The sequence below is a fragment of the Priestia sp. VA7 genome (genome assembly GCF_055710015.1).
The window spans coordinates 1-24,764 of the sequence record NZ_JBVQPN010000018.1; the positions used below are offsets into that span (position 1 = coordinate 1).

The window sequence follows — 24,764 nt, forward strand, 5'->3', positions numbered from 1 at the left end:
GGCTTATACTGGGCCCTATTCGAATACAACCATTAGAATTTACGAAACTAACGATCATTGTATATTTATCGGCTGTTTTTGCAAATAAACAAGAGTATATCAATGATCTAAAACGCGCTATTATTCCACCTACCCTTGTTGTATTGTTTATTTGTTTCTTAATTGCTTTGCAACCCGATTACGGTGGGATTTTACTTATTTTAGGGACAGTTGCGGCTATTGTTTTATGTTCAGGTATTTCAGTAAAATCAATGCTAAAGATTGCCTTACTAGGAATAGTAGGGATCATTATTATGTTAGTTATTTTATTAATAACGGGACATATTGATACTGTGTTTTCTCCTGTTCGTTTAGCTCGTTTTACTGGTTATCTCCATCCTTTTGAAAACCAACAAGGAAATGGATACCAACTGGTTAACTCCTACCTGGCTATAGGAACTGGGGGGCTATTAGGACAAGGGTTAGGAGAAGGGATCCAAAAGGCTGGTTATCTACCTGAGTCTCATACAGATTTTATTATGGCAGTTATTGCTGAGGAGTTAGGTTTCTGGGGAGTGCTGCTTGTATTAGGATTGCTATTTTTTATTATTTTACAAGGCTTAAAAATTGCTAAAAGATGCAGCGATCCTTTTGGTGCCTTATTAGCTATCGGTATTTCCGTTATGATTGGTATTCAAGCATTTGTTAACCTAGGAGCAGTAACGGGACTTCTTCCTATCACAGGTGTAACGTTACCTTTTGTAAGTTATGGTGGTTCTTCTCTTACATTGCTTCTGTTTGCTGTAGGAGTACTAGCGAATATATCCATGTTTAATAAATTTGAAAAGAAATACAAACACAAAGTAACAGATCCAAGGGAATTGAAAAGCGTCTAATGATTTACTCGAATGATATTTCTATAAAAATTATTGAGGATTAAATAAAAGTATAAACAAAAGACACTGGTTAAGAGCCAGTGTCTTTTGTTTATGTAAGGACGTTAAGTTTGTAGTATGGCTAAAGGATTCAAAGGTCTATTAGAAATCCTCTTATGTATGATTCATATACTTTCCTAAAAATCTTATTTAGAAGACAAAAATTATTCCCTTCGAAAGAACTGCAAGGTGCTATAAACAATCCATAGAAAACAGGCCACAATAAATTGTTTTTCTATCCACAGAATAATTGTCCATAGTATCATTAAAATTAAAATAGGAATAGATAACTTTAACTTTTTTATCATTCACACCTTCCCTTTCTTCATTATTCTTCTATCTATATTCATGAAAACGTAGTGGATTGCCTTTTTTGTGCAAAAAAAAGACGCCTGTTATGGCGCCTATATCCAACAAAATAGTTTGGAAAAGGGGAAAAGTGTTAACTTTAAGAATTAACATGATCTTATTTGGTTCTTACCCTTTTTAAAAAGAAAAAAACATACATTATAGGTAAAACAAATAAGCTACTTAGATTCTCTATTCTATTTATTGATCCTCTGGATCTACCTCGAGACTTTCAACTTCATCATTCTTCTTTACTTCTAATCGCACAACTTTGTTTTTACTATCTCCAGGCATATTGTCGTCATCTTGCTCAAAGTCTTTAGCTTTTTTATAAGTCTTTTTTCCACTAGACACTTCTATAGTTACATCATTATCGGTTTCATTAATTAATTTACCAATTATGCTATAATCTCCATCAGCATCTTTTTCGTATATACCATTTGAATCTGCTTTTGCCTGAGGAGTTAACTCTAAGCTTTCTACATTTTGATTTTTAGCATCAATCTCTACATTTACTTGTTTTCCACCAATATCCTTAGGTGTATCTTTTTCTTTTTTAAACGACTTACTCTTAGGTATCTTTACTTTTTTATCATCGATAACAAGTGTCAACTCATCATTCGTTTCTTTGTCTAGCATCCCTATTAAATCAAAATCTTCACCTTGCTGTTTACTATCCGGATCTTTAGAGTACTGTTGTAAATTTGATTTATTTTCAGAAGAGCTATTTTTACTTTGTGATGTATTTTGAGATGAATCATTTTGATTAGAGCATCCTACAAGAGATCCTGTAGCTAAAGCACCTGCTAATGAAATACAAAGCACTACCATTTTTTTATTCATATGACTTATTTCTCCTTTTTCTTTGTTTTTATTTATATTACCTATTCTTTAAAAAACCAAACGAAATTACGATTCTAAAACCGGAGGCGTTTTATACCATAGTCACAATAATGATCATAATTAATCTTGTGTTAACTACCATCTTTGTATGAGACATTAATGTCACCAAATTGACATTAATCAGTTAGGCATTTTGTTTTCTTCTTTATAATGAATGATCTGTATATATCATTATAATTATGAGCCAAAGCGCACTAATAAGGTATCCGCCTAAAATATCGCTTGGATGGTGTACACCTAGATAAATGCGACTGAATCCCATTACTAAGATAAGAATGCTTGCTAGTAAGGAAAGTAGAACCTTTATTCTATTGCTCTTTAAATGTGTCCATAACAGAAATAGAAGTATACCGTAAAGAACAAAGGAATTCATAGCATGTTGACTAGGAAAGCTATGTTTATCTACCTCTACTAAATGAAATCCATCTGGTCGTGAACGGCTAAATAAATACTTTAGACCCTCGCTAAGCAGTCTCTCTCCTATCATGGCAACAACAAATAGAACAGAAGCCAAACGACGTTTTGTTACAAAATAAAGGTAAAATAAAATTGCAAGATAGATTACAATAACAAAGTAAGTTGATCCAATAAAATCAAAAAATTTCATTATAGGCGTTAAGAAAGAAGAGCGTTTATGATGGATAAGAGATGATAACCATTTATCAAATTCACTAAACTTGCCCATTTTAACTAAGATACCAGTGCAAACAAAGCTAATTAGCAATACCAGTCCAATAACATATAATTTTAACTTTATTAACATCTTCATATTGGAATCCTCAGTTCTATATAAGTAATGTTATTATTTACATGTATTTCACATATATACAATTTAGCTCTCTCAGAACACTATTGTAGTAACTTGGCTTTGTTTCACTAAAAATGCGGTAATTATGGAGAGGCTAAAAGTGTTTAGGATATTCAAAAGAAGTATTAGCAAAGTTGCACAAACAACTTCTGAATATTTACATTTTAATAAATATTATTTAGAGAATTAGTGTTAAAATAATGAAAGTTCCTTTCTCTAGGATTACTGTTCATATAGATGGTCATTCTAATGTAAGCAAATTCTTTAACATAATGAATTATAATTTGGAAAGGAGGAAAATAGATGGACTCTATCTGGATCGAATACGCTTGGGCATTGTTAATTCTAATTGGTTTAGAAGGTTTATTATCAGCTGACAATGCTCTTGTACTAGCAGTTATAGCTAAACATTTACCGGATAATCAGAAGAAAAAAGCAATTAATTATGGAATTCTTATGGCATTTATTTTTCGATTTGGTGCTCTTTTCGCTATTTCCTTTATCGCTAATGTATGGTGGATACAGGCAGTGGGAGCAGCTTATCTTCTGTATCTAGGTTTGAAGCATGTCCTTAAGGCACGGTTTGGTAAACACAACGAGAATATTCATAATGATGAAAAGGAGTCTGCTGGAAAAGGATTCTGGCCGACAGTAGGAAAAATTGCGTTAGCTGATTTGGCTTTTGCGATTGATTCCATTTTAGCTGCAGTAGCTATTGCCCTCGGCCTTCCAGATTCACCGTTTGGCGAAATTGGTGGTATGGATGCGGGACAATTTGCAATTGTAGTGTTGGGAGGAATTGCAGGTCTTATCTTGATTAAGTTTGCAGCAACCTGGTTTGTGAAACTACTCGAAAAGCGTCCTTCCTTAGAAACTACAGCATATGCCATTGTTGCTTGGGTGGGCGTTAAACTTGCTGTTATTACTCTTGCTCATAAAGATATAGGTGTCTTAGACCCCCATTTTCCCCATAGTACTATTTGGACATTAATCTTCTATGGAGTATTAGTTGGTATTGCTCTACTTGGTTGGTTTGCACCGAGCAATAAGTCTTTAGAAAAGCCTTCATCCTAAAATATAATTAAGTATGACGTATTGATGTATCAATATAATCAGTATGATCAAAACGAAAACACCCTGACTATATCTTAAAGAGTTAGGCTGTTTTCTATCTACTTTTGAAAGTTTAGTCACAAAAGAAGATTAGCCTTTCCTGGTGCTATAACAGATGAAAATCATTAAAAGTTAAGAACTAGTATTTATAATACAAAATGCATTTGCGTAAACTATCTATGATGCTATAATGCATTAAATAAATACACCTCGTATAAAGCCAGTGAAAGAACCACTCTTTCAACTGGTTTTATATGTTGATACAGGTTATAAAGAGAAGAAACGTACATATTCTTATAACAAGAAGTAAAATTAACTTCGGGGTTTTATAAATGAACTAAAAGAAAGTCTACTGAGATCCCCAGTAGACCTTTTTTTTATCATGTATAGTTACTGACTATGTTAAGCAAACTACTCAAGATGATGAAGAGCATCATCTCACCTAGCATGACCTTTTAAAAACTCCTGAATAGGCACAGGGGTTTTTTCTCTTTTTAACTGTGTACGGTATAAAAAGTTGGTTACCATAATGCCATTTTCCGGAACATTACATAAATGTTTCATAGCTTGTGAATCATTTATGTGAATGATTTATATCGTAGTTGAGCACACTATTGAAAAGGCGGAGAGATGTTCATTCTCAATCCTTCATTATGTACTATAAATAGGCTAAAAGAAAAACCTACTATCGTCCATGTTAAGTAGGTTTTTTCTCTTTCTACACATAAGTTCTTATTAACTTGAACAAACTACACCTGATGCTGTGAAGCTTCTATTTGGAAATCCTGTCTACTTCTTGAGTTCACAACATGGTTCGTTAAAAAGCTACTGATCCCTGTTCAGTAGTTTTTTCTCTTTTTAGGCTGTATAAGATATACAAATATAGTTTACATAATCACCCATCAAAAAAGAACCCTCATGGGAGTAAGGGTTTTAAAAAGATTCCTATTATGAATTATGCAGCTTTTTATACATCCTTGATATAAAAGGCTTTCTCAGAGGAATAGATAAAAAAAGAAGGTATAAAAAAGCTGTCTTTTATACATATGCTTGTAAGGAAAAATATAGTCTATATAGAAAAATATGTTACTATTTATCTACAGTTATAGAGTTACCTTAAAAAGCAACCTCACTCCAATGCCATTAGAGAATGAGGTTGCTTTTATTCTTTTTATTAAAAACTAAAACTAATCAGTTGAAGTGATTTTTTCTAATTGGTTTAACAGTTGATCAACAAATTGACTGATTATAATGGTATTGCGGCTAGCAAATCCTACCTCTAACCCCACTTTGATCATAAGTTCTCTTGCTGCCTCTATGTCTACAAGTAAAGCCTTTCTTAAAGTGCTGTTATATATATATCTTTGCAATTATCTAATCACCTATTTCTCTAAGTTGTTTCTTTTTTATTTAACGATAACTAGATTTCCACTATATAATAACATTTTTTCCTGTAAAAACCAATTAAAATCCTAGAATACCTTTTTCAGGGTCTGAATAGCTTATTTTTTATATCTAATACATGTTACAATACGTTTTATAGATGCGAACAAAAATTCCATTTCTTATTTCATAGGCAAGAAAAGCCCTCATAATTTGAGGGCTTTTCTTGTTTTTAAAATAATGACAGTTAATCTTCAAAAGAGATCGTTAGATTACAACATAATTTTCAAGATCATTTATAAAAATGACCCTATCAATATTATTTAAAGAGTATTTTTGTATTAAGGCTATCATTTTTACCAAAGGCAATTTTTATAGCATAAAGAAACATTTGTTGGGTAAACTAATAACAAATATAATTATGATGAGAGTGTATACGTATGAGTTATTTTTATGGTGCTACCTTTTTATTTTCTGGTTTATTTTTAATAAACCTGTTATTTTCGTATCAAAGTAAGCATATTGATCCAGCTTTTTGGGCGACTTTAAAGTATCAACTCTTTGCCTTTCCACTATTTTTAATAGCCAATATGCTCATCGGATACGGCATCAAATTTGGATTTAAAGCGATTCAGAATTTAACATTTGTTTTAGTTACATCTAAAGGAATAGAGATAGTGATTTCAATATTAATGGGTTATCTATTTTTCAAAGAGGCTCCTACTTGGAAAACAGCATTGGGTTTTTTTATTATGATTGTAGGAATTATTGTTTCGAAAATAAAATAGAACCTTCAACGATTTAGAAAGTTCTATTGGTAAATTTAAAATAATAAACAGCTTTCTGTTTAGAGAGCGTTTTAGTAAAGCTTTAGTTACCGTGACCCCTCTTTTGGACCACGGAAAAAAGAACCTCTTTTCGCGTAGCTCACGCGCAAGGAGGTTTAAAAAGATTACTATTATGAGGTATGCAGGCTTTTATAAATGGCGAACATACTAATCATTATTGGTTAAAGAAATGCAAACAACCAAGCCTTTTATACATACGCTCGGGCAGTAAAAATCTTATCTTTATAGCAAGAATATGTTATGCTTTATTTTCAGTTACAGATTTTTTTGAAAGGGTACCTCCTTCTCCAATGCCATGAGAACGAGGTACTCTTTTCTTATTTAACTACTAAAGAAACTTCCACTCTTTCTTTTCCTCTTATAATGATGATGTCCATAACTTCCGTGATGACCACGTTTTTCCCTATAATCATCACTACTGCTATAACTTTTAAAAGGTTTTGATCTTCCTCTGTTGTAATCACTGCTACTATAACGCTTATGCTTATTGTTCATTAGTGAATCAAACAGTTTCTTGAACATAATTTAATCACTCCTCATAGTCATTTTAAATCTATAAAAAACAAAAAGCGCTTTTATCCTTTTAGTAGATAAAAGCGCTTGATGTACAAACACAGACTTCACCTAACTAAAAAAGTAGGCAAAGGTCTTGCTAACAATTAAGATTGCCAACAAAGCCGGAAACATTTTGTTTCGTAGTGACGACTTTTGTTGTACAGCTACTCCCCTTTGGAGTATTAAGTTTGTTCAATCGTAACGTAAACCAATTCTATAAGTCAATTAATAACTAATGAGTTATGACTTTTCTAAACATTTTTCGCATCGTTTATCTTCACCGTGCCAGATGACTGACTATTGAACATTTTTCAAGATTAATTTAGATGTAAAAAAAATATATGGTCACCTTTAATCTAGCATATAACTCTTATAGTCATTCTATATTCTTTGTAGAAAAAGAACTATTTTGTCTACACAATACGTAAATGATAAAACCAAAAAAATAATTATTAATACTTTAGTATTTACATATCTAATATTGAATAAATGAAAAAGAGTAAAACTATTGATTGAAAACTCAATCACAAAATTCAACTTTAGGATAATAGATTTAAATGTGGAGGTACTTACCTTTATGTAATTACCTGTAATAAAAGTGCGTACTTACATATTTTTAGTTTGGACTTTACAATAAAAATGGAATTATCCTAAGGAGGAAGAAACATTGAAAACTCTTGTTATCATAACACACCCAAGCTTAGAAACATCTGTTGTTAATAAGCGATGGGTAGAAGAATTTAAAAAATATCCAGAAAAATATACTGTGCACGAATTGTATAAGGTTTATCCTGATGAGAATATAGCTGTGGAAAAAGAACAGAAATTGATTGAAACTCATGGAAACCTTGTTTTCCAATTTCCTGTATATTGGTTCAACTGTCCGCCTCTCTTAAAAAAGTGGTTGGATGAGGTTTTCCTTTATGGATGGGCTTATGGTTCAAAAGGAGATAAATTAAAAAATCGTAAAGTTGCTTTAGGAGTATCTGCTGGGGTCAAAAATGTGGATTATAGTGAAGCTGGAAGAAACCATTATACACTTGAACAAGTGTTGCGTCCGTTTGAGATGACAGCCATCTATTGTAAAGCAGATTATCGTTCGTTCTTTGCGTTTTATGGAGCAGAATTTGAGCCATCTGTAAGTGAAATAGAAAAAAGTACTCAAGATTATTTAAATTTCATTGATAATATGTAATGGGTAACTTTTATAAAAGCTAAAAAAAGAAGTACCTCTTAAACAAGAAGGTACTTCTTTTTTAACTATGCCTACTGTGTTACATCTTCTAGATTTTGAAAATTATTTTTCTCTCCCCAATCGCACATCATATCTAACAAGGGGATAAGTGAAGATCCACGTTCAGATAATGAATATTCAACTTTTGGAGGTATTTGAGGAAATTCTTTGCGGATAATAAGACCATCTTTCTCAAGTTCTTTTAACATAACGCTTAGTGTTTTAAAGGAAATAGTTCCAATACATCGGTTCAGCTCATTGAACCTCATAACCTTATTTTCAGACAACCAATACAAAATAATCATTTTATATTTACCACCTATTAAGGATAACGTATATCCAAAACCAGTGTTTTTTAGTTCTATGCCAGTCGGAACACAGGTTTCTCTCACAATCTCCACTCTCCTTCTGATAAGAATATTTTATAATAAATCACTATGCCATCTTATCACAAGAATGTAAAGTAACGGGCTTTTATTTTCTATCATGTTTTTAATGCCCTATTTCTTATACTTATTATGTATGTAACTACTGTTTTTCAAGACTCTGACTAGACAAATATTCAGATACATAATTTGGGACTTTAAGACTTACATTAAGTTTTTTAATTTCGACACTAACATGAGGAATACCCTTATAAGTAGTAACTGTAGCAACTTGTTTAAGGTCTTTTTTACCCTTATTTGATGACTCCCCCAACTTAATAGTTCCTTCCTGATACATTTTATAGACATTCTCTTTTTTAGCATCGGCAGGGATCTCTGTAGCATCCCATTTATCCACTTTTAGTTTATTGATAAATGTATTTATATCTTGCTGCTTATCAATAGTATTTACTACTACGTCTGGATGATTTACAGATGATACTTCTACTTTTTTAGCTTGTTCAAACCTTAAGTTTACGTCTTCCTTCATATCTTTTTCCTTTGAGCTACAACCAAACAAGAGTATAGATATACTCAAAGCTGCTATGACCCCAATATAAACTTTTTTCATAAATATCCTCCATATAATATCCATTAATTTACATAGAAAATTTAACACTAATTCTTTGCTATTACTATACATCTAGAGATGTAGATTTCTATGTATATACAAATTTAATTAACATAACAGGTATTATAGGAATTCATTAATTAATACTCTTGAAATAGCCTTTAAATTATTTTCTTCGAAAGATAACTTGTAGATATCGGGCATCTGTAAGTTCTTCCAGAAATCAAAGTCGTATCTTGCATCAAAATAATTCATAATAAGCACCATAATATTGCCATGTGTTCCAATTACAATATTTTTTCCTTTATGCTTCTCTAGAATTTTAAAGATACATGCTATTCCTCTTTGTTGAGCTATCCTATTGGACTCTCCTCCTTTTAAACAAAAGGAGGGATCTTCCCAAACCTTTGTAATAGCCGCCTCAAAATCATCTATGGGATAGGAACTAAGTTTTCTTTCCCTTAGTTCAAATTCTATTTGAATTTCTAAATTAAAGTGATTAGCCACCCCTTCAATTGTTTGAAAGGCTCGTTTATATGGACTTGAAATAGCAATATGTATATCTTCATCTTCAAGTAGATTAGTAATATATTTAGCCTCTAACAAACCTTTTTTTGATAAAGGCCTTCCCATTTCATCTGGTGTGTAAATTGAATGAGCATGGCGAACCAAATATAAGTTTGTCATATACTTTCTTCCCCCTTAGCTTGTATATATTATACATTATTAGTTACCATAATCCAGATTCGCGGAATCAAACTTATGTTAAATCTGGATATTCAACTTTAAATTTTTCAATTAGCCTTGTGATATGAAGTTTCAATAAATCTTCTTCTAAAGTATCAGCATTATTAACTAAAAAATCCAAAGCACTCCACATTTTAGCTATCACAATTTGTTCAGTTAATTCTTGAATAGAGTAAGGGAATTCAATAGAAACACCTTTCCAAAAGTTAATATATGTACTAGCAATAGTAAATTCTAATGACTTATCAAGTGTTCCTAAACTCGGAATTGTAATAGCAAGATCAATAGCTGGTGAAGCATAACCTGTTCGTTCCCAATCAAATAAAACTAATTCACCATTATTCCTAATTCCCCAGTTTGTAGGATTGGGATCACCAGATATATAGCAAACAGGTGAAAATATAGTTTCTGATTTTAGATGTAACTGTTCAATAGCTACTTCTAGGGTTGAAGGAAGTAAAGACAATGCTCTTTTTGTTAACTCTTTACTCCACCTAAAATCAAATGGTTTATCAATACTTAAAGTCTTATTCCATGTATTAAAATGCAAATTAAATAATACCTTTATTTGTTCTGTATCACCTTTCCATCTTTCTTTAGGTAATAGATGTGGGATATCTTCAATAACAAACCAATAATCTGTCCTATCTTGGTAAGTATAATAGGTGGAGGGAATAGAAATTTTCTTATCTTTAAAAAAGCCTGATAAGGAGTTGTAAACATCATACTCTCTTTTCTCTTTCGCCTTTTTTACGATAAAAGATTTTTCTCCAATAGAGAGACGGTAGCATGACGTCCCTTTTCCCTCATTTACTCCATTTAACTCTTCTACTGTTGTCCAATCTCCATAAGTCTTAAACAAGAAATCCTCAATAGCATATGGAAACATTTTATTTACATCCCCCTTTTAATTATGTATACCATATACAAAGTTAATTAAGTCGGGTAAGTTAGGGGCATCACTGCCCCCGCCTCCCCTAAGAATCGTGCGAGTCCCTTTCAAGACACATCGGCTCAAGCCTCCCATTGCAGGTCCATTTGCTGTTGTATCTTCATCACATACCATAACGGTAAGTAAAACGTACGCCGACGCTCCAAGTGGAGGTATACATAACAGTACGTTTCTTTCGTCAGAAGATAGCCACAACCTTATGTTCCTACGAGAGACCAACGAGAAGTCAGCTCCCTTTCGGGCCTATCATGGGTTTGCCCGTAAAGACGATAGTATCCGTCCAGTTATACAGTTTCCTGCTTTCCTGTTCTCTTTCGAGGTAACGGCATTCGCTTTCTCTCGTATCCTTTACCCTCTATCACATCGTTTGACTTTACAGTCATCCTACTGTTTACACAGATGACAAAGGGCTTACCAAGTTCCGGATCTGATAGATACGACGAGGTTAGGTGGGTTCTTTACTCCGGGCAAGATACGGGACGCGTCACAGCAGCATTATGAATCTGCTTTTCCTCTTACCAATACCTAGGCAAAGCTGTACACTATCCTGAGCTAAAATTTACGAAGCTTACAAACCTTCACTAATGTTCACCATACTCATCTTCCCCTAGCAGTGTTCCGAGTCGTGCACTGACTCTCTGTTTCCGCGTTTCCGCATTTCCGCATGCAACCCACGAGCCCGTTACCAGGCCCGCAGTTTTGGACGGGGATAGTTTTTGCGTCTAAACCAGTGGCGTGAGCCACACTATATAAAAGCGACTTCTTGTCGCACCATAATGGATGTTATCGGAAATAACTTAATAAATAGTAGTATCAATTCCTATGAAAAAATGATACTACTTTCTTATTTACCTCTGGAGCCTTATCGCCTAGCCAAATTAGATGCCCCCAAGAATCCAACAAACAAAGTTCAGCTTTCTCTATGTTGTTATGTGCAAAATAGGCGTGCTCTAAAGGTACAGCACTATCATTTTTACTATGTATAATAAAAGTTGGACAAGCAACAGCTTGTAACGTAGTAGAAGAAAGTTGATTGACTTGTACTAAATCAATAAGAAATCCATTTCCTGAACGATAATGGTTATTCATTTTACGTACAGCTTCAATACTCCCTTTATCAATTTGAAGCATTACATCTTTAGAAGGAAGCTTACTAAATGAAGGAATAAAGCGTTTAAAAGTAAATCTAGGAAAATAATTATTAAGCATAGCAACTAGCTTCCATGTAAACTTCTCAACATTAGGATGAAATATAATTTGTGCAGCCTTATATTCCTTGTCCTTCTTAGTCAACCACTCTTTTGTTACAGCACTCTGTAAAGTAAGGCTTAATGAGCGTTCAGGAAAATGCGCAGCAAAACTTATCCCACTTGGTCCCCCCGCAGAAACAGCCAATACATGAGCTTTATCTATATGTAAATGATTTAATAATTGCGCATAAAATTTAGAAGCATTAAATAGACTCTTACCAATCTCTTTAGACGTTGCTCCATATCCAGGTCTGGAAGGGGTAATTAAAGAGAAGCCTTGTTTCACAAGCTCTGTGTATCCTAACTCTTCGTAACAATTGGAATGCCCCCCATGAAACATAAGAATTGGTGTCCCCTTTCCAACAATTGAATACTCAATCGTCAATCCATCAATTACGAGGATATTTATTTCTCGTTCCAAAACCCCATCAACTCCCTTTATTAACTTATATTATTAATGGTTAAGTATATAGATATTTGATGTATAAATCACCTTTATATTTGTATGTTTCGTAATATATGCAACACACAATCTTAGTTACCATAATCACCATTATCAGAAATCCTATTAACAAAATTCTAAAATCTCCTCCTTTTTAGACTGTATAGTCTTACTATAATAACCTCATAATAAATAATAAAAAAGTTCTTTGATTTTAAACAATACAGAACAAATAGTTAATTATATGGAGTTAAATGTAAGATGAAAAAAGATTTTGGTTTTCATAAACTAGATTAACCTTAACTAAAAAGTAATTATTAATTGATTTTGGAGTGAGAAATAATCATGCCTTTTATTGAAATAGACACTAATAAATACTTGTATTATGAAGAGCGTGGACAGGGTATGCCAGTCATTTTTATTCATCCACCTGGCATGGGAAATAAAGTCTTCCATTATCAATACGATTTATCCAAGCATATGAGAGTCATCTTTCCAGATTTAAGTGGTCATGGACGAAGTCCTAGAGCTGAACAAACTGTATCAATTTCCTTCTATGCAAACGAAGTATTGCGTTTTATGGATGCGCTGCATTTAGACAAGGCTATTATATGTGGTTATTCTGCTGGCTGTCTAATTGCTCAAGAGCTGGCTATTTACCATCCCGATAGAATCGAATTATTAGTTTTCTCAGGAACTTACCCTATAGTAAGAGATATACCTGGACAACTATTACATAAAATAGGAATGTATATGGTAAAAGAACACCTAAATATATTAATAAAAAGCCTTTCTATAAGTCATACTCGAGACAAGACACTAAGAAAAAGCCTAGTTAGTTATATGAAAAAAGCAGATCAAGAATCATGGTATCAGTATTATAATCATTCATTACACTATAACTGTTTAGACAAACTTCATCATTTAACTATGCCTTTGTTGTTTATATATGGTGGGAAAAAGGATTGGACTACCCACTATATGAAAGAGTATAAAAATAAATGTAAGCATGCTGAATTCTTTGTTTTACCACAACAGGGTCATCAACTGCCTACAAAAAAGTGGATTCAATTTAATGAGCTAATTACAGGATTTGTCTTAAATAAATCCAGTTATAAAACAAAAAGAGACTTAAGCAATGAATAATTTTAAAATCTCATATGTATAAAACCCGATGACAAACTACAGGAGATTGGTAAGATTGTTTAGCTCATCAGCCTAAATACAAATTTTATAACTGAAAATGAGGCGCTTAGGGAATTTTGTCCTTAAGTTCTTTATCTTGGCGTTATTAGTAGAAACCTTTGCTATAGCAACTGCTTTAACTAATTATTAAAGCAAGTACAGAATCGAGACATTATCAGCTAATGAAAATGCTTCATTTACGTATTTGGTCATAATACTTTTTTGATTTTCGTTTCATTACTTTTAGAGAACCAAAAACTTTCTCAACGATAATGCTTGTCAAGCTACCAATAAAGAGGCTTCGGATAATATCAGAGGGATAATGATGCCCTACCCAAATCCTTGAGAATCCTGTTAACAAGGACAATATCCACATAACTGACCCAAGAATACGTTCACGTATAAAAATAGAAGTGGATGCAGCAGCTGCAAGCAACGTATGTTTACTTAAGAACGCGGAGTTCACCTTTGAAGGAATAAGGATACCGACACGGCGCTTCATAAATGGGCGAGGCTTAAAATAAAAACATTGAATTAACATGTTAATCAATAACGTAAAAGTCGAAGATATGACGGCATATACGGTCACTTTTCTTTGTGAATCGCCTCGAAACCACATCAACATTAATACAAAAACGAATAGATAACGTACCTTATTTGAAATCAATATCATCAGCATATCTAATACAGAATAGCGACCAGCCAGGTGATTAATTATCCTGAATATTTTATAATCCATCCCGATTTCCTCCTTTAATTTTAGATAGACAGACTCTTCTCTCCTAATGAAGAATCCAGTACATGATTAATGCTCCTATGATAGCAAAAACTGAACCAAAAATAACTATTAAGTCATTTCGTATAATAGAGAGAGAAGCATAGATGAAACCTCCTTAATCTATAAGGAGGTCTCTCTTTTTAAAACATAAAAAATTGCTTTTTTATATCTCACCATTTTTATTTAACGATTGTTAGGGAATACTCTTTTAACGGTTTCAGTAAAATCTTCAAATAGGCCATTTCTTGTCGAACCTTCATTAATTCGATTTCCGTACCCTTCCATACGATTCACAAAATCAGGATCGGATGACACATACACATTTTGAATATCGTTATCTGTAGCTTTTACTTGATCTGAAATCTTCTTTTTTAAACGGTTGGTTACCTCTCCGTTTGCTTCCTTCTTTAAAACCACAGCCACGTATGCATTTCGGTTTGTAACAATCACATTCGCAGTATCTACTTCATTTAATTCAGCAATACGATCCGCAGCTTTATCAGCTACCTCTAATCGTGTCTGATTATTATTATCTACATTATTATTTTGAACACCGTCGGGTTGAAACCCCACGTCTCGTAGATCATTGTTGTCACGGGTATTTTGAGCTTTTTGTTCAGACGGCTCTTCAGTTGGATCAGGCTCAGCTTCATCTTTTTTATCATTACAACCAAAAAGAAATCCTACTGATAAAATAGCTGATAAGAGTCCCAGTACATATTTTTCTGCCTTCATTCTTTTTTCACTCCTTCTAATAGTCATATATGTATTAAGGTTTACATTGGTTTTTAAATAATTACAGGAAATAATTTGAAATCCTAAGTAACGAGAGCATCATTTTTCCAGTATATATATGTAGCCTCGGCAAAAAATAAAGATGTTGAAAGAGAGCTTTCTTTCAAACACTTATCAAAGAGGGATTTGCATAATGAATAATGTACAGCAGCTAACTTCTTTATTTAATATTAATGGCCTATCCGGGAAGAAAAATAATAACAAAAGCATGCTACTGTCACTTTTAAGCATAGGAATTGGGACTTTAGTGATTTGGATAATAAGAGGAAATGGAAATAAAACAGGGGCACCAACTATACAAACAATGAGCAGTAGAAACCAGATGAAAAACGGTTTATCCAAGCAATAAAAACTGCATTTACAATAGTATGTTTTGTATAGCAATTGAGTTACCGTTGATTATTAAAAGCTTTATGCAGTTTTTACTGCATAAAGCTTTTAATAATCAAAAAAATAAACACTGATGACCTAATTACTATAGAAGTGATATGACCATCTTCTATTTACAACATATGAGTACAACCTATTATTAATCGATATATTGTCAATCAAGCGAAGCTCATCTATTAACTAGCTGCATAAGACTAGATTTCAGTAAAAATCCATACATCTTTTTTAAACGAATGCAATCTTTGCACCATAAATATTTCTTTTGGTTCTTCATTTTCATTATTAAATGACATAAATAAATTACGGAGACACAGAGGTCGAATATGAAACAAGTTATTAAAAATATTCAAAGTGATCAGCATTTGCACTTTACATACAATTCACGCCCCATGAATGAAAACATGAAACGTTACAGTGAGTTTTACAATCTTCCAACAGAGAACATAATGTATCGTTACGGGTTTGAATCGTTTATCCATGAACGGCTGTTTATCCAATCTTTTCGTCCCTTACCGGTAAAAGCTCATATTCTTCTTCTTCACGGTTATTATGATCATGCTGGAGTACTAAGTACGGTCATTCGTTTCTTGATTCAACAAGGGTTTCATGTGTTGACATTTGATTTACCAGGACATGGATTGTCAACAGGAGAACGGGGAGCCATTTCGGAGTTTTCTCTCTATACAGGAAGTATTCGAGAAGTCGTGCGTAGACACCTGTCTTCAAGCTCTCTGCCCGTCTATATCGTTGCTCATAGTACGGGCGCTGCTGCTGCAGTCGATTATATATTGAATAACCCTGAAACGTCTCAGGTTCGAAAAGTAGTGCTTGTCTCGCCCCTCGTTCGACCTTATCGCTGGAATGCAATCACCATTTTGGTAAAGCCCTTAAAAACGTTCACCAGGAATTTGAAAAGGATACTTCGAAACAATTCATCAGATGCAAAGTTTTTGCGTTTTGTGAAGAATGATCCGTTACAGTATGATCAGGTCCCTCTCAGTTGGGTAGAAGCATTGATAAGATGGAATGAATTAATTAAGAAGGGGAATCCCAGTTCTGTCCCTGTTCTCATCCTCCAGGGAAAAAAGGACACAACAGTGGATTGGAGATATAATGTTGGGTTCTTACTAAAGAAGTTTCCAAATATAGAGGTTGAACTTATTGAGAACGGAAAACATCATTTATTAAATGAAGAAGAGCTGATAAGAGATAATGTGTTTTCTTCTATTCATCGCTACTTAACAGATGATGTGTAAACGATGATTCCGAGAACAATCGATGTAATATATATATTTTTTTGGGAATTTAGGGTTTTTATTTTGTTATCCATAATAATTACATTAACATCTTGTAATAGATTTAAATATCTTGTCCGTAAAAGTATACATTTACGGACTTTTCTTGTTTTTTGTAATACGTTTTATGTTAACTAAAGTTAAATATCACATATCGTCTATAAAGGTAAAATACTTTTTATACGTCCATAAAGATTAAATTTATTAACTAAATAGACATTTTGTCATTTGATTCTAGATATTTTAAAAAGGTGTACCTTTTTAGGCTATTTTGTTGAGAACCGATTATAAAATAAAAAAGCTTTACGAAACCTTTCGCAAAGCTTTTGTCACCCTCTATATTATCGTATTACTCTTCCTACTTCTTCTATACTTAAACCAGTAAACTTTGCAATATCATCCAAAGTCATGCCATTCTCATACATGCTACGAATCAATTGAAGTTTCCCTTTTTCTACCCCTTCTTCTAGTCCTTCCTCACGAGCATGGGCTAGTTTAGCTTGTTCATCAAGTAGCAATTTCTCACGCGCTTCATATGCGCTTCGGAATGAAGAATCATGACTCATATTTTCCCATTTATCCATCGCTTTTTGTAGAATTGGATCTTGATTCATAGCAATCTCCTCCAATGTTTGAGTTAAATATTCATCTTCATGAGCTGGTAATAATAATATCCAACGAACGAATGCATTTTCCCATGGGTTGACTTTTTCTTCCCTCCACTGTTTCACAAGCTTTGGAATTTCCACAAAATGAATTTCAATATCATCGCTTAAAACACGTTGCTTTGTTGTGTCCCACAACTGACCTGTCGTTTGAAATTCTTCATCTGAAGAGAATAAAATGAAATCCAATAAATTAATGGTGATGGTTTTTCGTAAAGCACGATAAGGCATCCCTTCTTGCATTTGTGACGTATATAATTTACTCCAATAATACAAAGAACGCTTGACCATATCATGCGTATTACGAAGTTGAATCTCGATATTCACTTGTGTTCCGTTATCCAATGTAGCTAGTAAATCTAAGATAGATAACTTGTCATCTTCATAAGCCTTGTGAAGGTGTGGGTCTTCCAATTGAAGAGACTTAATGGGTGCTTCTAGAGACTTTTCTAAAACAGCGTTTAAAAAACCTGTTAAGATGTCCTCGCTACCTTTGGTACCAAATAATTGTTTAAAAGCGAAATCAATTCGTAAATTTACTAATTTTGTGGACATGAATTCCTCTTCCTATCTTTCTTATTTCTTACCCCTATTTTATAAGATAGCAGGATGTGTTTGCAAATGTAGAAACGAAAACCAACCAGTGTTTATGATTATATCTGGCCAAAATCTCAATCAAATGACTACGATATCCATTCCTTAAACCTTCTGAACTACAGACTGTGGTAACTCAAATAGAAAAGCCACTAAAATTGGGATGCTGATCAATTTTAGTGGCCTTTTCATTTAAAAATCGTTATATTCTTCTAAGTCATCATCGTCTAATGAGCCAGATATATTTGCTAAATCAGCAACCTTTCCTTCTTTCAGTTGGGGAACCTTTGAAGGCTCTTCTTCTTTGAAGGAATCGTTTCCTACAAACCCTGTTGTTTTGGCTAATTCTTTTAAATCAGCTAATTCATTCTTGATATGTTCAAGCATTTCGTAGGTTTTTTGGTCTTGAATTGCTTTTCTTTCAGTAGATGAACCGTCTAAGTCACGTAGAATTAAGGAGGAAATATAATCCCCTAACTTACGCGATTTAGCATATGTAGCTAGTTTATTATAAACTTCATCACTCAATCGATTTGTCTTAATGGTAAACGCATTTTGACGCTCTGACATCCCTATCACCTACGTTGTTAGGATTTAACGGCTTTCTTCTCTACTGCTTGCTTCTTTTGAACGTAACCAATACTACGAATCTCCAAGCCGAATAAATTTAAATGGCGGCTATCTTGGGGAACCTTATGATACTTCTCCGTACGTTCTTCCCCAATTTTTTCGCGCATACTATTCATGATCGCTACTTCTAAAGTGGGAGCTACCCCACCACAGTACACATACTTACGTAGTTTATTCGCTGGTGGTGGTGCGACATCATTTAATTTAGCCAATAAGATTTCCACATATTCTTGTAGTGAAGATTTGATTGTACTTGTTAAATCAATAGATTCACCTGTGTTCTCGTTTTTTAATACAAACTTTTGCTTGCTGTAGTTATCGAGAATAAATTGATCAAAGGCACGTAAGTCTGTAAATAATTCTAGAAATTTCTCTTTACGCAATTTATCAATATGCGCTAAATAAGGAATGCCTTCAATGCTTTGAAATGATTCGCGGTTATTCGCAGCTTTCAACCCTTCAGGTAGAATAACCACATCAATGGAACCACCGCCTATGTCCACCATGACTGTTTCACATTCTACATACTCATTCGCATCTTCCCGATCTTGAAGCGTTAAGTCTTTTTTTAAAGCAAAACGTGCACTTTCTCCCTCTTTTAAGCATGCACTTTCTTCCACTAATACTTTTAGAGTATTTTCAAAACCAGGCGTATGCACGGTAAACGTATGGTCGCCTAAGAAGCGATTAGCCATAGCTTTTTGAGCCGCCCCAAATGTGCTCTCTTTCTTAAGGAGCCAGATTGGTAACATGGTAGAAAAATAGTCAATTTCAATTGTAGTGTCCTTTTTATTTTTTGTATGTAACGCATGGTAATACGCAATGGCAGCTAAAAAGGTGATGTATGGAATATGACTTGTAATTTTATTATGTAATTTATTAATGTGATTGTTAGCCAGCAATTGACTAGCTGCAATGTCACCTACTAAGAAATAACGCTCCTTCTCTTCCCCCTCAATGGTTGTAGAAAGTAAAATGCGTTTCTTGAATTCTTCTGGAGCTGTAACTGCATCTGTGAAAAAGGAGTCTGCAGCTTCTTTTTGAAGTTCAACTACATTCGTTGGAAAATCAAATAGATATCCATCCATAATGTTCATATCAACAGAGTTACCGCAATCTTTATTAAAACGTGAAATTTTCATTTATAAACACCTCTTTTTTAAGTTGAACTTATATTCAACTTATTGTACTTGATATAGGATAAATATTCAATATGTGGGAGCAATTTAGTTATCTACAAAACCTTACATATATCAACAATTATTCAAATTAAGTAGAACTTGTATCTACAAGCAATATTCAGATTCAATCCTTATGTACCTTACTTTATATCATCAACATAATAAGAGCCTGCATCAAAAATGATGCAGGGTCCCATCTCTTACAATAAAATAATTCTCATGTTCAATTGCCCTTTTGAGGCCCTTTCGTTACGTATAACGGTTCATAACGAGAGTACCATTCGTTAAATCACAATACCTACTTGTCAATTGGGGTAATACATTTGCTGAAGTCGCTGTTACGTCTTTCAAAACCGAACCAGTCCCTTTATTAAGCTAAGTATTTAACCTTTCACAGCATTCAATTCTACATGATATTGATACTGTACTATATGTGTACCACATCTTTTAGAATTAAAACATACCGTATTTTATTCAATTTCCTTTGGTTGTACTTTACAATAAAAATGCTTTTTTTTCATTATAGGTATTTAGATAAGCATTCATAATTAGTTTTTTACTCTCCTAATTCTATACCTTTCTGCTTTGTCTCCTCTTTTAGATTATATAGAGGTAATATAAAAAGCAAACCTATAATAAACAAGACTGCTGCTGCCTCAAATATAGCAACTAATGAAAACTGCTCTTTTAGAATACCAGCTACACTCATCGTCAATACCATGGCTCCTGTAAAAAGAGGACTTAGAATCCCATTGACCCTGCCAATAAAAGCAGCCTCCGTTCTCTGTAAGATCATCGTATTGATGCCGATCTGAATGCATGGTAACATGAGACCATTTAGAAACTGAGCTCCCAGCGTCAGCCATAGATTTACTGATAATCCCATTATGGCAAACCCAATTGCATTACCAACCATTCCAACTGCCAGCAGCCTTTGCGGTGCTACTGTTTTGGCAAAGATCATTACTACTGCTCCTCCTAAGATCATGCCAATTCCATTAGCTGTAAGTAACCACTGGAGATTTTCTTTTGCTAAACCCAACTGCTCTGTTACAAGAAAAATGGAGAGAGGCTGAATAAACCCTATTCCTAGTCCAGCTGCTAAAAAGCATAGGCCTAACAGGCTCAACTCTTTCTTCCCCAAAACATACTTAATACCACTTTTCATTTCACTTAGCAGTGATGTAGTCCCACTCTCTTCTTCCATCTTTCGGTCGGAAGGTAGAAAAGTGAGTGCTGCTGCTGATAGTAAAAAGGCTGTACCTGTGATGGCAATGGAGAGATTTATACCAAAGGCTTGAAAGGCAAATGTTCCTAGTATTGGTCCTAGAACCATGAATATCGCAAAGACCGTTTGATAGACTGACATCCCTACCTGCATTTGCTCCTCCGGTAAATGCATTTTAAACAGTTTCATCCCTGAAGGCTGGGAGAATTGGGAAAGGATTGCAGAAATTAAGGTGGCGAAAAAAACAATGTGCCAAGATCCAAGTATAAGCGTGACAAGCACAGCAAATACAGATATTGCACTTAAAATATCACACCACACCATGGTACGTTTTGGACGCCAGCGATCTGCAAATGTTCCCCCAATAAAAGAGAAAATAAAAATTGGTGCAAATTCTGCTACAGATATCAAAGATACTGCAAATGGGTCGCCGTTTGTCTTCTCCATTATGAAAAGAAGTACAGCAAAATTCCTAACCCATATTCCTATTTGCAAGAATACCCCAGAGATAATAATAGCTTGAAAAACACGGTTTCCAAACAACTTTGTTGAATGGTTTACGGGTAATTTCTCTTCCAAAACAAAAAACCTCCTGCGTATTTTCTGAACAGGAGGAAGTACAATACAACAACAATATTGGCATGACATTCCGAAAGAAAGGAATACAATGATCAATTTGATTTGTATGTAAAAGTACAGTCTAATCCTATTCAGAAAAAACAATCGTATTATTTAACGAATTTTTTCTTAGAAAATAGGATTAATTAATCATTGTTTCACGTCCACCCTTCCTTTTTTTACTAGTAATAGGATAATTTATTATTTGTAATAAATCAACGCTTTTAGAACCCGAAATTTCTACAAAATATTCGTTTCACTCATCATCAATCTATTAAAAATAAATAACTATTTTTTGGGAAGGTTTCTTCTATTAGGTATTAAAGAGAGATAGCTTACAGTAAATTATCTACGTCTGTCAGGATGATTGCTGTAAATACAGATACTGCATTTGATGCTTCATTTTTTTCTTAATTCGGTAAAGCGCATTATCTACTGTTTTTTGAGAAAGATGTAGGTCCTGAGAGATTTGCATATACGTTTGTCCCTTCATATATAGAGCGAATACATCTTTTTCAATAGGTGACAGTATTTCTTGTAACCTCTGTTCCCTTTCTCTTTTATTTTCTTTTTCCACGGTAGCTTGTTCGGGGCTTACAGCACGTGGGTGAGGAAGCATCTCCATAAGAATCAAATCGTCTTCCAATCGCTTTGAATTCTTAGGTATGTTTAAAGAGATGGCATTGTTTAAGGGGGAATGTTTTTGACGAGCACTTGCCTTTATAGCTGTAATGAGTTGACGTGTAATGCATAGATCAGCAAATCCCCTAAATGAACTCATCCCTTCGGTTTTAAAATCGCGAACAGCTTTATATAATCCTATCCTTGCTTCTTGTAAGAGATCTTCTCGATCTCCTCCTAGTAGGAAGTATCTTTTTACCTTTGACCAGACCAAATACTCATATTTCTTTATGAGCACATTGAAAACACCTTCGTCGCCTTTTTGAAACGCTTGAACAATCTCTTCATCATTTAGGGTCGTCTTTTCTTCTCTTGTTTCTACACCTGCTACCATGTTCATCTGCGCTCCTCCTCTTGTTTTATGCTTTTGTGTACTTTACATTATAAAAAAGAGAAGGTATAAAAAATGTCGAAAAAACAAAGAGTAGAAAGAATATTTAGGGAGAAAGAAGTAAGACATTACATCAAACCTTATATCATGTATATGACCTATATGATAAGAACGATTTTTAATCTTGTTTACAACTTTAAAAAAGCCAACAGGTGTTTTCTCCCACATTTTACTCGTTGCTACTGGATCAAATACTTCAATATAGCTATTGTGCAAATAAGCAAGTTTGTTGTAATACTTATTGATAATAATCAAATCTTAATTCGTTGGTTTGCTTGCTGCTTCTTCCCTCCTTCCACCTTCCTAGTATGAAAAAAGAAGACGCCTCAACCTTTATTTCGTCTTCAAACTTTTGCTTTTTTTAACGTTCCATTTCTTGTGTTGCATTTCTTTTATTTGTAGAATATGCTCTATTATTCCGTGCAAAAAATTTCATGCATCCATTTTGTGATTTCTCTTTTCTCCCTTTGTCATAATCCTTTTTCTCTCTCAGCACCTCCCACCTTTTTAAGCTCACTTTTAAAATTCTTTGGAAGAAATATTCTTTTCTTTCGTCACCTCATCCATTTTTTCAACAGCAATCAGAATGATACTTTGTAAAAACATATCTATCACATTCGTTCCTTTCCTGTAAATTGTGCTTCACCACTACAAAAGAGAGAAGAGCATAAGGGGTTTTTGCCCCCACCATAGGTGTGGGGCTAGGCAGAGCCTAGCAAAACCGTGGGTACAAAGAAAATCGCTAAATGTCCCCTTTACGTCCCCCTGTGTTTTTTCACTTCATGGCTAAATCTTGTTGCTTTTCATTCAATTTTTGGAGCTTTTCTTGTAAACTTTTTTGTTCATCTTCATAGAGCTGAATGCTTTCATCACTTGATTGAATCGCATCCTTTTTCATCGCAATTTTTGATTCCGTATCGGCTTTTTCCTCGTCCACTTGGTACTTCATATCACGTTGTAACTCGTTCATTTCTTGTTGCGTTTGACGTTTATGTTTGGCTTCTACCTTAATTGCCTTTTCATAGTTTTTCATTTTCTCTTTAACAAAATCTTTTTCCAAATCATTGACTAAAAGCACATAATCTTGTTTGGTTTTTATTCCTTTTCCTTCTTCACTTTTTGTTTTTCGTTGGTCAGAATAGAGCGTTGTAATTAACGCATGAGCATCTATTTCTTCTGTTGAATCTGTTTCTGAATCACTCGTTACATCATCTACGTTTACCGTTTCTTTTTCTTCATTCTCTTGGTATAGATCAAAGGCAAGTGCTTCCCAATTTGGAGATAAATCGCTGATTCTTACCACATAATAGCCATCATCTTCATACAATAAATGAACAGGTAATTTGATGTTTGGATTCGCTTTTTCTTGTGCAACAAAGCTTACTTCTTCTTCATCTGTTTGATCCATTTTGATGACCATATCCAGTGAGCTATTAGCCGCATGGTACACACGATTTTCAATGGTTACGGTTCCTGTTATTTTAGAAGAAACCGCCTCGTATAGATTTATAGTTAGTTTTTTAGCGCTAGTAAAACTTAAGTTCAACTTATTGCTCGTTTAATATAGTTTCTTACATAACATCTCCCTCTTAAGTTAAACTTTAGTTAAACCTAATATTAATTAATCACAGAATTATAGTCAGATTTCTAAAGCGTAGTTGAAGATAAGTTCAACTTAACAGTCACTTACTATAGATTCACAGTTAGATTTCGTCTCTTTAGTCTTCTCCAATCCAAACTTAACAGTCACTTACTATAGATTCACAGTTAGATTTCATCTCTTTAGTCTTCTCCAATCCAAACTTAACAGTCACTTACTATAGATTCACAGTTAGATTTC

The 24,764-nt window shown here is 33.8% G+C and carries 25 protein-coding genes; 7 read left to right on the forward strand and 18 right to left on the reverse strand.

Going from position 1 to position 24,764, the window contains the following annotated elements; genetic code table 11:
* The coding region (locus AC0C45_RS29035) for an FtsW/RodA/SpoVE family cell cycle protein (RefSeq protein WP_472929273.1) at positions 1–875 on the forward strand (875 nt) is incomplete at its 5' end.
* A 588-nt stretch (positions 876–1,463) separates the two neighbouring features.
* On the opposite strand, the gene AC0C45_RS29040 is transcribed toward AC0C45_RS29035, so the two are convergent.
* Positions 1,464–2,105, reverse strand: a complete 642-nt coding sequence (locus tag AC0C45_RS29040) for a hypothetical protein (RefSeq protein ID WP_237894515.1) — start codon at positions 2,103–2,105, stop codon at positions 1,464–1,466.
* Positions 2,106–2,310: 205 nt separating this feature from the next.
* Positions 2,311–2,934: a phosphatase PAP2 family protein gene (locus AC0C45_RS29045; RefSeq protein WP_472929274.1), complete on the reverse strand. Its 624-nt coding sequence runs from the start codon at positions 2,932–2,934 to the stop codon at positions 2,311–2,313.
* Between the two features lie 342 nt (positions 2,935–3,276).
* Here AC0C45_RS29045 and AC0C45_RS29050 point away from each other — a divergent pair, with 342 nt between their 5' ends.
* Positions 3,277–4,047, forward strand: coding sequence for a TerC family protein (locus AC0C45_RS29050; protein WP_237894513.1), 771 nt, complete (start codon positions 3,277–3,279; stop codon positions 4,045–4,047).
* A gap of 1,226 nt (positions 4,048–5,273) precedes the next feature.
* Here the strand turns inward: AC0C45_RS29050 and AC0C45_RS29055 are convergent.
* Positions 5,274–5,456 carry an aspartyl-phosphate phosphatase Spo0E family protein gene (locus AC0C45_RS29055; RefSeq protein WP_257064628.1) on the reverse strand — a complete coding sequence of 61 codons (183 nt, stop codon included), beginning with the start codon at positions 5,454–5,456 and terminating at the stop codon, positions 5,274–5,276.
* Positions 5,457–5,909: 453 nt separating this feature from the next.
* Here AC0C45_RS29055 and AC0C45_RS29060 point away from each other — a divergent pair, with 453 nt between their 5' ends.
* Positions 5,910–6,257 (forward strand): hypothetical protein, encoded by a 348-nt coding sequence (locus AC0C45_RS29060; protein WP_237894511.1) that lies wholly within the window; start codon positions 5,910–5,912, stop codon positions 6,255–6,257.
* Positions 6,258–6,638: 381 nt separating this feature from the next.
* On the opposite strand, the gene AC0C45_RS29065 is transcribed toward AC0C45_RS29060, so the two are convergent.
* Entirely contained in the window at positions 6,639–6,839 is a 201-nt protein-coding gene (locus AC0C45_RS29065; RefSeq protein ID WP_237894510.1) for a hypothetical protein, read from the reverse strand.
* Between the two features lie 700 nt (positions 6,840–7,539).
* On the opposite strand from AC0C45_RS29065, the gene AC0C45_RS29070 reads away from it, so the two are divergent.
* A complete protein-coding gene (locus AC0C45_RS29070; RefSeq protein WP_237894509.1) occupies positions 7,540–8,067 on the forward strand; it encodes an NAD(P)H-dependent oxidoreductase in 528 nt (175 codons plus the stop codon).
* A gap of 71 nt (positions 8,068–8,138) precedes the next feature.
* On the opposite strand, the gene AC0C45_RS29075 is transcribed toward AC0C45_RS29070, so the two are convergent.
* The 6 genes from AC0C45_RS29075 to AC0C45_RS29100 form a co-directional block, all read right to left on the reverse strand.
* Complete coding sequence (locus AC0C45_RS29075; protein ID WP_237894508.1) at positions 8,139–8,498, reverse strand: winged helix-turn-helix transcriptional regulator; 360 nt, start codon at positions 8,496–8,498, stop codon at positions 8,139–8,141.
* Between the two features lie 136 nt (positions 8,499–8,634).
* The gene (locus AC0C45_RS29080) at positions 8,635–9,102 is read right to left on the reverse strand and encodes a hypothetical protein (RefSeq protein ID WP_237894507.1); all 468 of its coding nucleotides are present in this window, start codon (positions 9,100–9,102) and stop codon (positions 8,635–8,637) included.
* Between the two features lie 123 nt (positions 9,103–9,225).
* Positions 9,226–9,789, reverse strand: coding sequence for a histidine phosphatase family protein (locus tag AC0C45_RS29085; RefSeq protein WP_237894506.1), 564 nt, complete (start codon positions 9,787–9,789; stop codon positions 9,226–9,228).
* Between the two features lie 73 nt (positions 9,790–9,862).
* On the reverse strand, positions 9,863–10,738 hold the full coding sequence (locus tag AC0C45_RS29090; RefSeq protein ID WP_237894505.1) for an aminoglycoside phosphotransferase family protein: 876 nt from the start codon (positions 10,736–10,738) through the stop codon (positions 9,863–9,865).
* 18 nt (positions 10,739–10,756) lie between these two features.
* Positions 10,757–10,996: a hypothetical protein gene (locus tag AC0C45_RS29095; RefSeq protein ID WP_257064630.1), complete on the reverse strand. Its 240-nt coding sequence runs from the start codon at positions 10,994–10,996 to the stop codon at positions 10,757–10,759.
* Positions 10,997–11,614: 618 nt separating this feature from the next.
* A complete protein-coding gene (locus AC0C45_RS29100) occupies positions 11,615–12,472 on the reverse strand; it encodes an alpha/beta fold hydrolase (RefSeq protein WP_237894504.1) in 858 nt (285 codons plus the stop codon).
* 366 nt (positions 12,473–12,838) lie between these two features.
* On the opposite strand from AC0C45_RS29100, the gene AC0C45_RS29105 reads away from it, so the two are divergent.
* Positions 12,839–13,639 carry an alpha/beta fold hydrolase gene (locus AC0C45_RS29105; protein ID WP_237894503.1) on the forward strand — a complete coding sequence of 267 codons (801 nt, stop codon included), beginning with the start codon at positions 12,839–12,841 and terminating at the stop codon, positions 13,637–13,639.
* A 232-nt stretch (positions 13,640–13,871) separates the two neighbouring features.
* On the opposite strand, the gene AC0C45_RS29110 is transcribed toward AC0C45_RS29105, so the two are convergent.
* Both AC0C45_RS29110 and AC0C45_RS29115 read right to left on the reverse strand, forming a co-directional pair.
* Complete coding sequence (locus tag AC0C45_RS29110; protein ID WP_257064631.1) at positions 13,872–14,417, reverse strand: undecaprenyl-diphosphatase; 546 nt, start codon at positions 14,415–14,417, stop codon at positions 13,872–13,874.
* A gap of 222 nt (positions 14,418–14,639) precedes the next feature.
* Positions 14,640–15,191 carry a YhcN/YlaJ family sporulation lipoprotein gene (locus tag AC0C45_RS29115; protein WP_237894501.1) on the reverse strand — a complete coding sequence of 184 codons (552 nt, stop codon included), beginning with the start codon at positions 15,189–15,191 and terminating at the stop codon, positions 14,640–14,642.
* A gap of 193 nt (positions 15,192–15,384) precedes the next feature.
* On the opposite strand from AC0C45_RS29115, the gene AC0C45_RS29120 reads away from it, so the two are divergent.
* Together AC0C45_RS29120 and AC0C45_RS29125 are read left to right on the forward strand one after the other, a co-directional pair.
* Positions 15,385–15,600 carry a hypothetical protein gene (locus tag AC0C45_RS29120; protein ID WP_237894500.1) on the forward strand — a complete coding sequence of 72 codons (216 nt, stop codon included), beginning with the start codon at positions 15,385–15,387 and terminating at the stop codon, positions 15,598–15,600.
* A 364-nt stretch (positions 15,601–15,964) separates the two neighbouring features.
* The gene (locus tag AC0C45_RS29125) at positions 15,965–16,897 is read left to right on the forward strand and encodes an alpha/beta hydrolase (protein WP_472929275.1); all 933 of its coding nucleotides are present in this window, start codon (positions 15,965–15,967) and stop codon (positions 16,895–16,897) included.
* A gap of 380 nt (positions 16,898–17,277) precedes the next feature.
* Here AC0C45_RS29125 and AC0C45_RS29130 read toward each other — a convergent pair whose 3' ends face one another.
* From AC0C45_RS29130 to AC0C45_RS29155, 6 genes are all read right to left on the reverse strand, one after another.
* The gene (locus AC0C45_RS29130) at positions 17,278–18,156 is read right to left on the reverse strand and encodes an Rpn family recombination-promoting nuclease/putative transposase (protein ID WP_016766090.1); all 879 of its coding nucleotides are present in this window, start codon (positions 18,154–18,156) and stop codon (positions 17,278–17,280) included.
* 231 nt (positions 18,157–18,387) lie between these two features.
* The gene (locus tag AC0C45_RS29135) at positions 18,388–18,765 is read right to left on the reverse strand and encodes a hypothetical protein (RefSeq protein ID WP_016766091.1); all 378 of its coding nucleotides are present in this window, start codon (positions 18,763–18,765) and stop codon (positions 18,388–18,390) included.
* 17 nt (positions 18,766–18,782) lie between these two features.
* A complete protein-coding gene (locus AC0C45_RS29140) occupies positions 18,783–19,967 on the reverse strand; it encodes an Alp7A family actin-like protein (protein WP_257064642.1) in 1,185 nt (394 codons plus the stop codon).
* Between the two features lie 595 nt (positions 19,968–20,562).
* Complete coding sequence (locus AC0C45_RS29145) at positions 20,563–21,813, reverse strand: MFS transporter (protein ID WP_095380681.1); 1,251 nt, start codon at positions 21,811–21,813, stop codon at positions 20,563–20,565.
* Positions 21,814–22,210: 397 nt separating this feature from the next.
* A complete protein-coding gene (sigH, locus tag AC0C45_RS29150) occupies positions 22,211–22,873 on the reverse strand; it encodes an RNA polymerase sporulation sigma factor SigH (RefSeq protein ID WP_016766094.1) in 663 nt (220 codons plus the stop codon).
* 826 nt (positions 22,874–23,699) lie between these two features.
* Positions 23,700–24,470, reverse strand: a complete 771-nt coding sequence (locus AC0C45_RS29155; protein ID WP_257064645.1) for a hypothetical protein — start codon at positions 24,468–24,470, stop codon at positions 23,700–23,702.
* Positions 24,471–24,764: the final 294 nt, after the last annotated feature.

Excerpts from the sequence above, each read along its gene's own strand:
- AC0C45_RS29060 (WP_237894511.1), top strand. The coding sequence starts at position 5,910 with ATGAGTTATTTTTATGGTGCTACCTTTTTATTTTCTGGTTTATTTTTA.
- AC0C45_RS29065 (WP_237894510.1), bottom strand. The coding sequence starts at position 6,839 with ATGTTCAAGAAACTGTTTGATTCACTAATGAACAATAAGCATAAGCGT.
- AC0C45_RS29135 (WP_016766091.1), bottom strand. The coding sequence starts at position 18,765 with ATGTCAGAGCGTCAAAATGCGTTTACCATTAAGACAAATCGATTGAGT.
- AC0C45_RS29120 (WP_237894500.1), top strand. The coding sequence starts at position 15,385 with ATGAATAATGTACAGCAGCTAACTTCTTTATTTAATATTAATGGCCTA.
- AC0C45_RS29140 (WP_257064642.1), bottom strand. The coding sequence starts at position 19,967 with ATGAAAATTTCACGTTTTAATAAAGATTGCGGTAACTCTGTTGATATG.
- AC0C45_RS29050 (WP_237894513.1), top strand. The coding sequence starts at position 3,277 with ATGGACTCTATCTGGATCGAATACGCTTGGGCATTGTTAATTCTAATT.
- AC0C45_RS29125 (WP_472929275.1), top strand. The coding sequence starts at position 15,965 with ATGAAACAAGTTATTAAAAATATTCAAAGTGATCAGCATTTGCACTTT.
- AC0C45_RS29130 (WP_016766090.1), bottom strand. The coding sequence starts at position 18,156 with ATGTCCACAAAATTAGTAAATTTACGAATTGATTTCGCTTTTAAACAA.
- AC0C45_RS29045 (WP_472929274.1), bottom strand. The coding sequence starts at position 2,934 with ATGAAGATGTTAATAAAGTTAAAATTATATGTTATTGGACTGGTATTG.
- sigH (WP_016766094.1), bottom strand. The coding sequence starts at position 22,873 with ATGAACATGGTAGCAGGTGTAGAAACAAGAGAAGAAAAGACGACCCTA.
- AC0C45_RS29090 (WP_237894505.1), bottom strand. The coding sequence starts at position 10,738 with ATGTTTCCATATGCTATTGAGGATTTCTTGTTTAAGACTTATGGAGAT.
- AC0C45_RS29080 (WP_237894507.1), bottom strand. The coding sequence starts at position 9,102 with ATGAAAAAAGTTTATATTGGGGTCATAGCAGCTTTGAGTATATCTATA.
- AC0C45_RS29105 (WP_237894503.1), top strand. The coding sequence starts at position 12,839 with ATGCCTTTTATTGAAATAGACACTAATAAATACTTGTATTATGAAGAG.
- AC0C45_RS29115 (WP_237894501.1), bottom strand. The coding sequence starts at position 15,191 with ATGAAGGCAGAAAAATATGTACTGGGACTCTTATCAGCTATTTTATCA.
- AC0C45_RS29110 (WP_257064631.1), bottom strand. The coding sequence starts at position 14,417 with ATGGATTATAAAATATTCAGGATAATTAATCACCTGGCTGGTCGCTAT.
- AC0C45_RS29040 (WP_237894515.1), bottom strand. The coding sequence starts at position 2,105 with ATGAATAAAAAAATGGTAGTGCTTTGTATTTCATTAGCAGGTGCTTTA.
- AC0C45_RS29085 (WP_237894506.1), bottom strand. The coding sequence starts at position 9,789 with ATGACAAACTTATATTTGGTTCGCCATGCTCATTCAATTTACACACCA.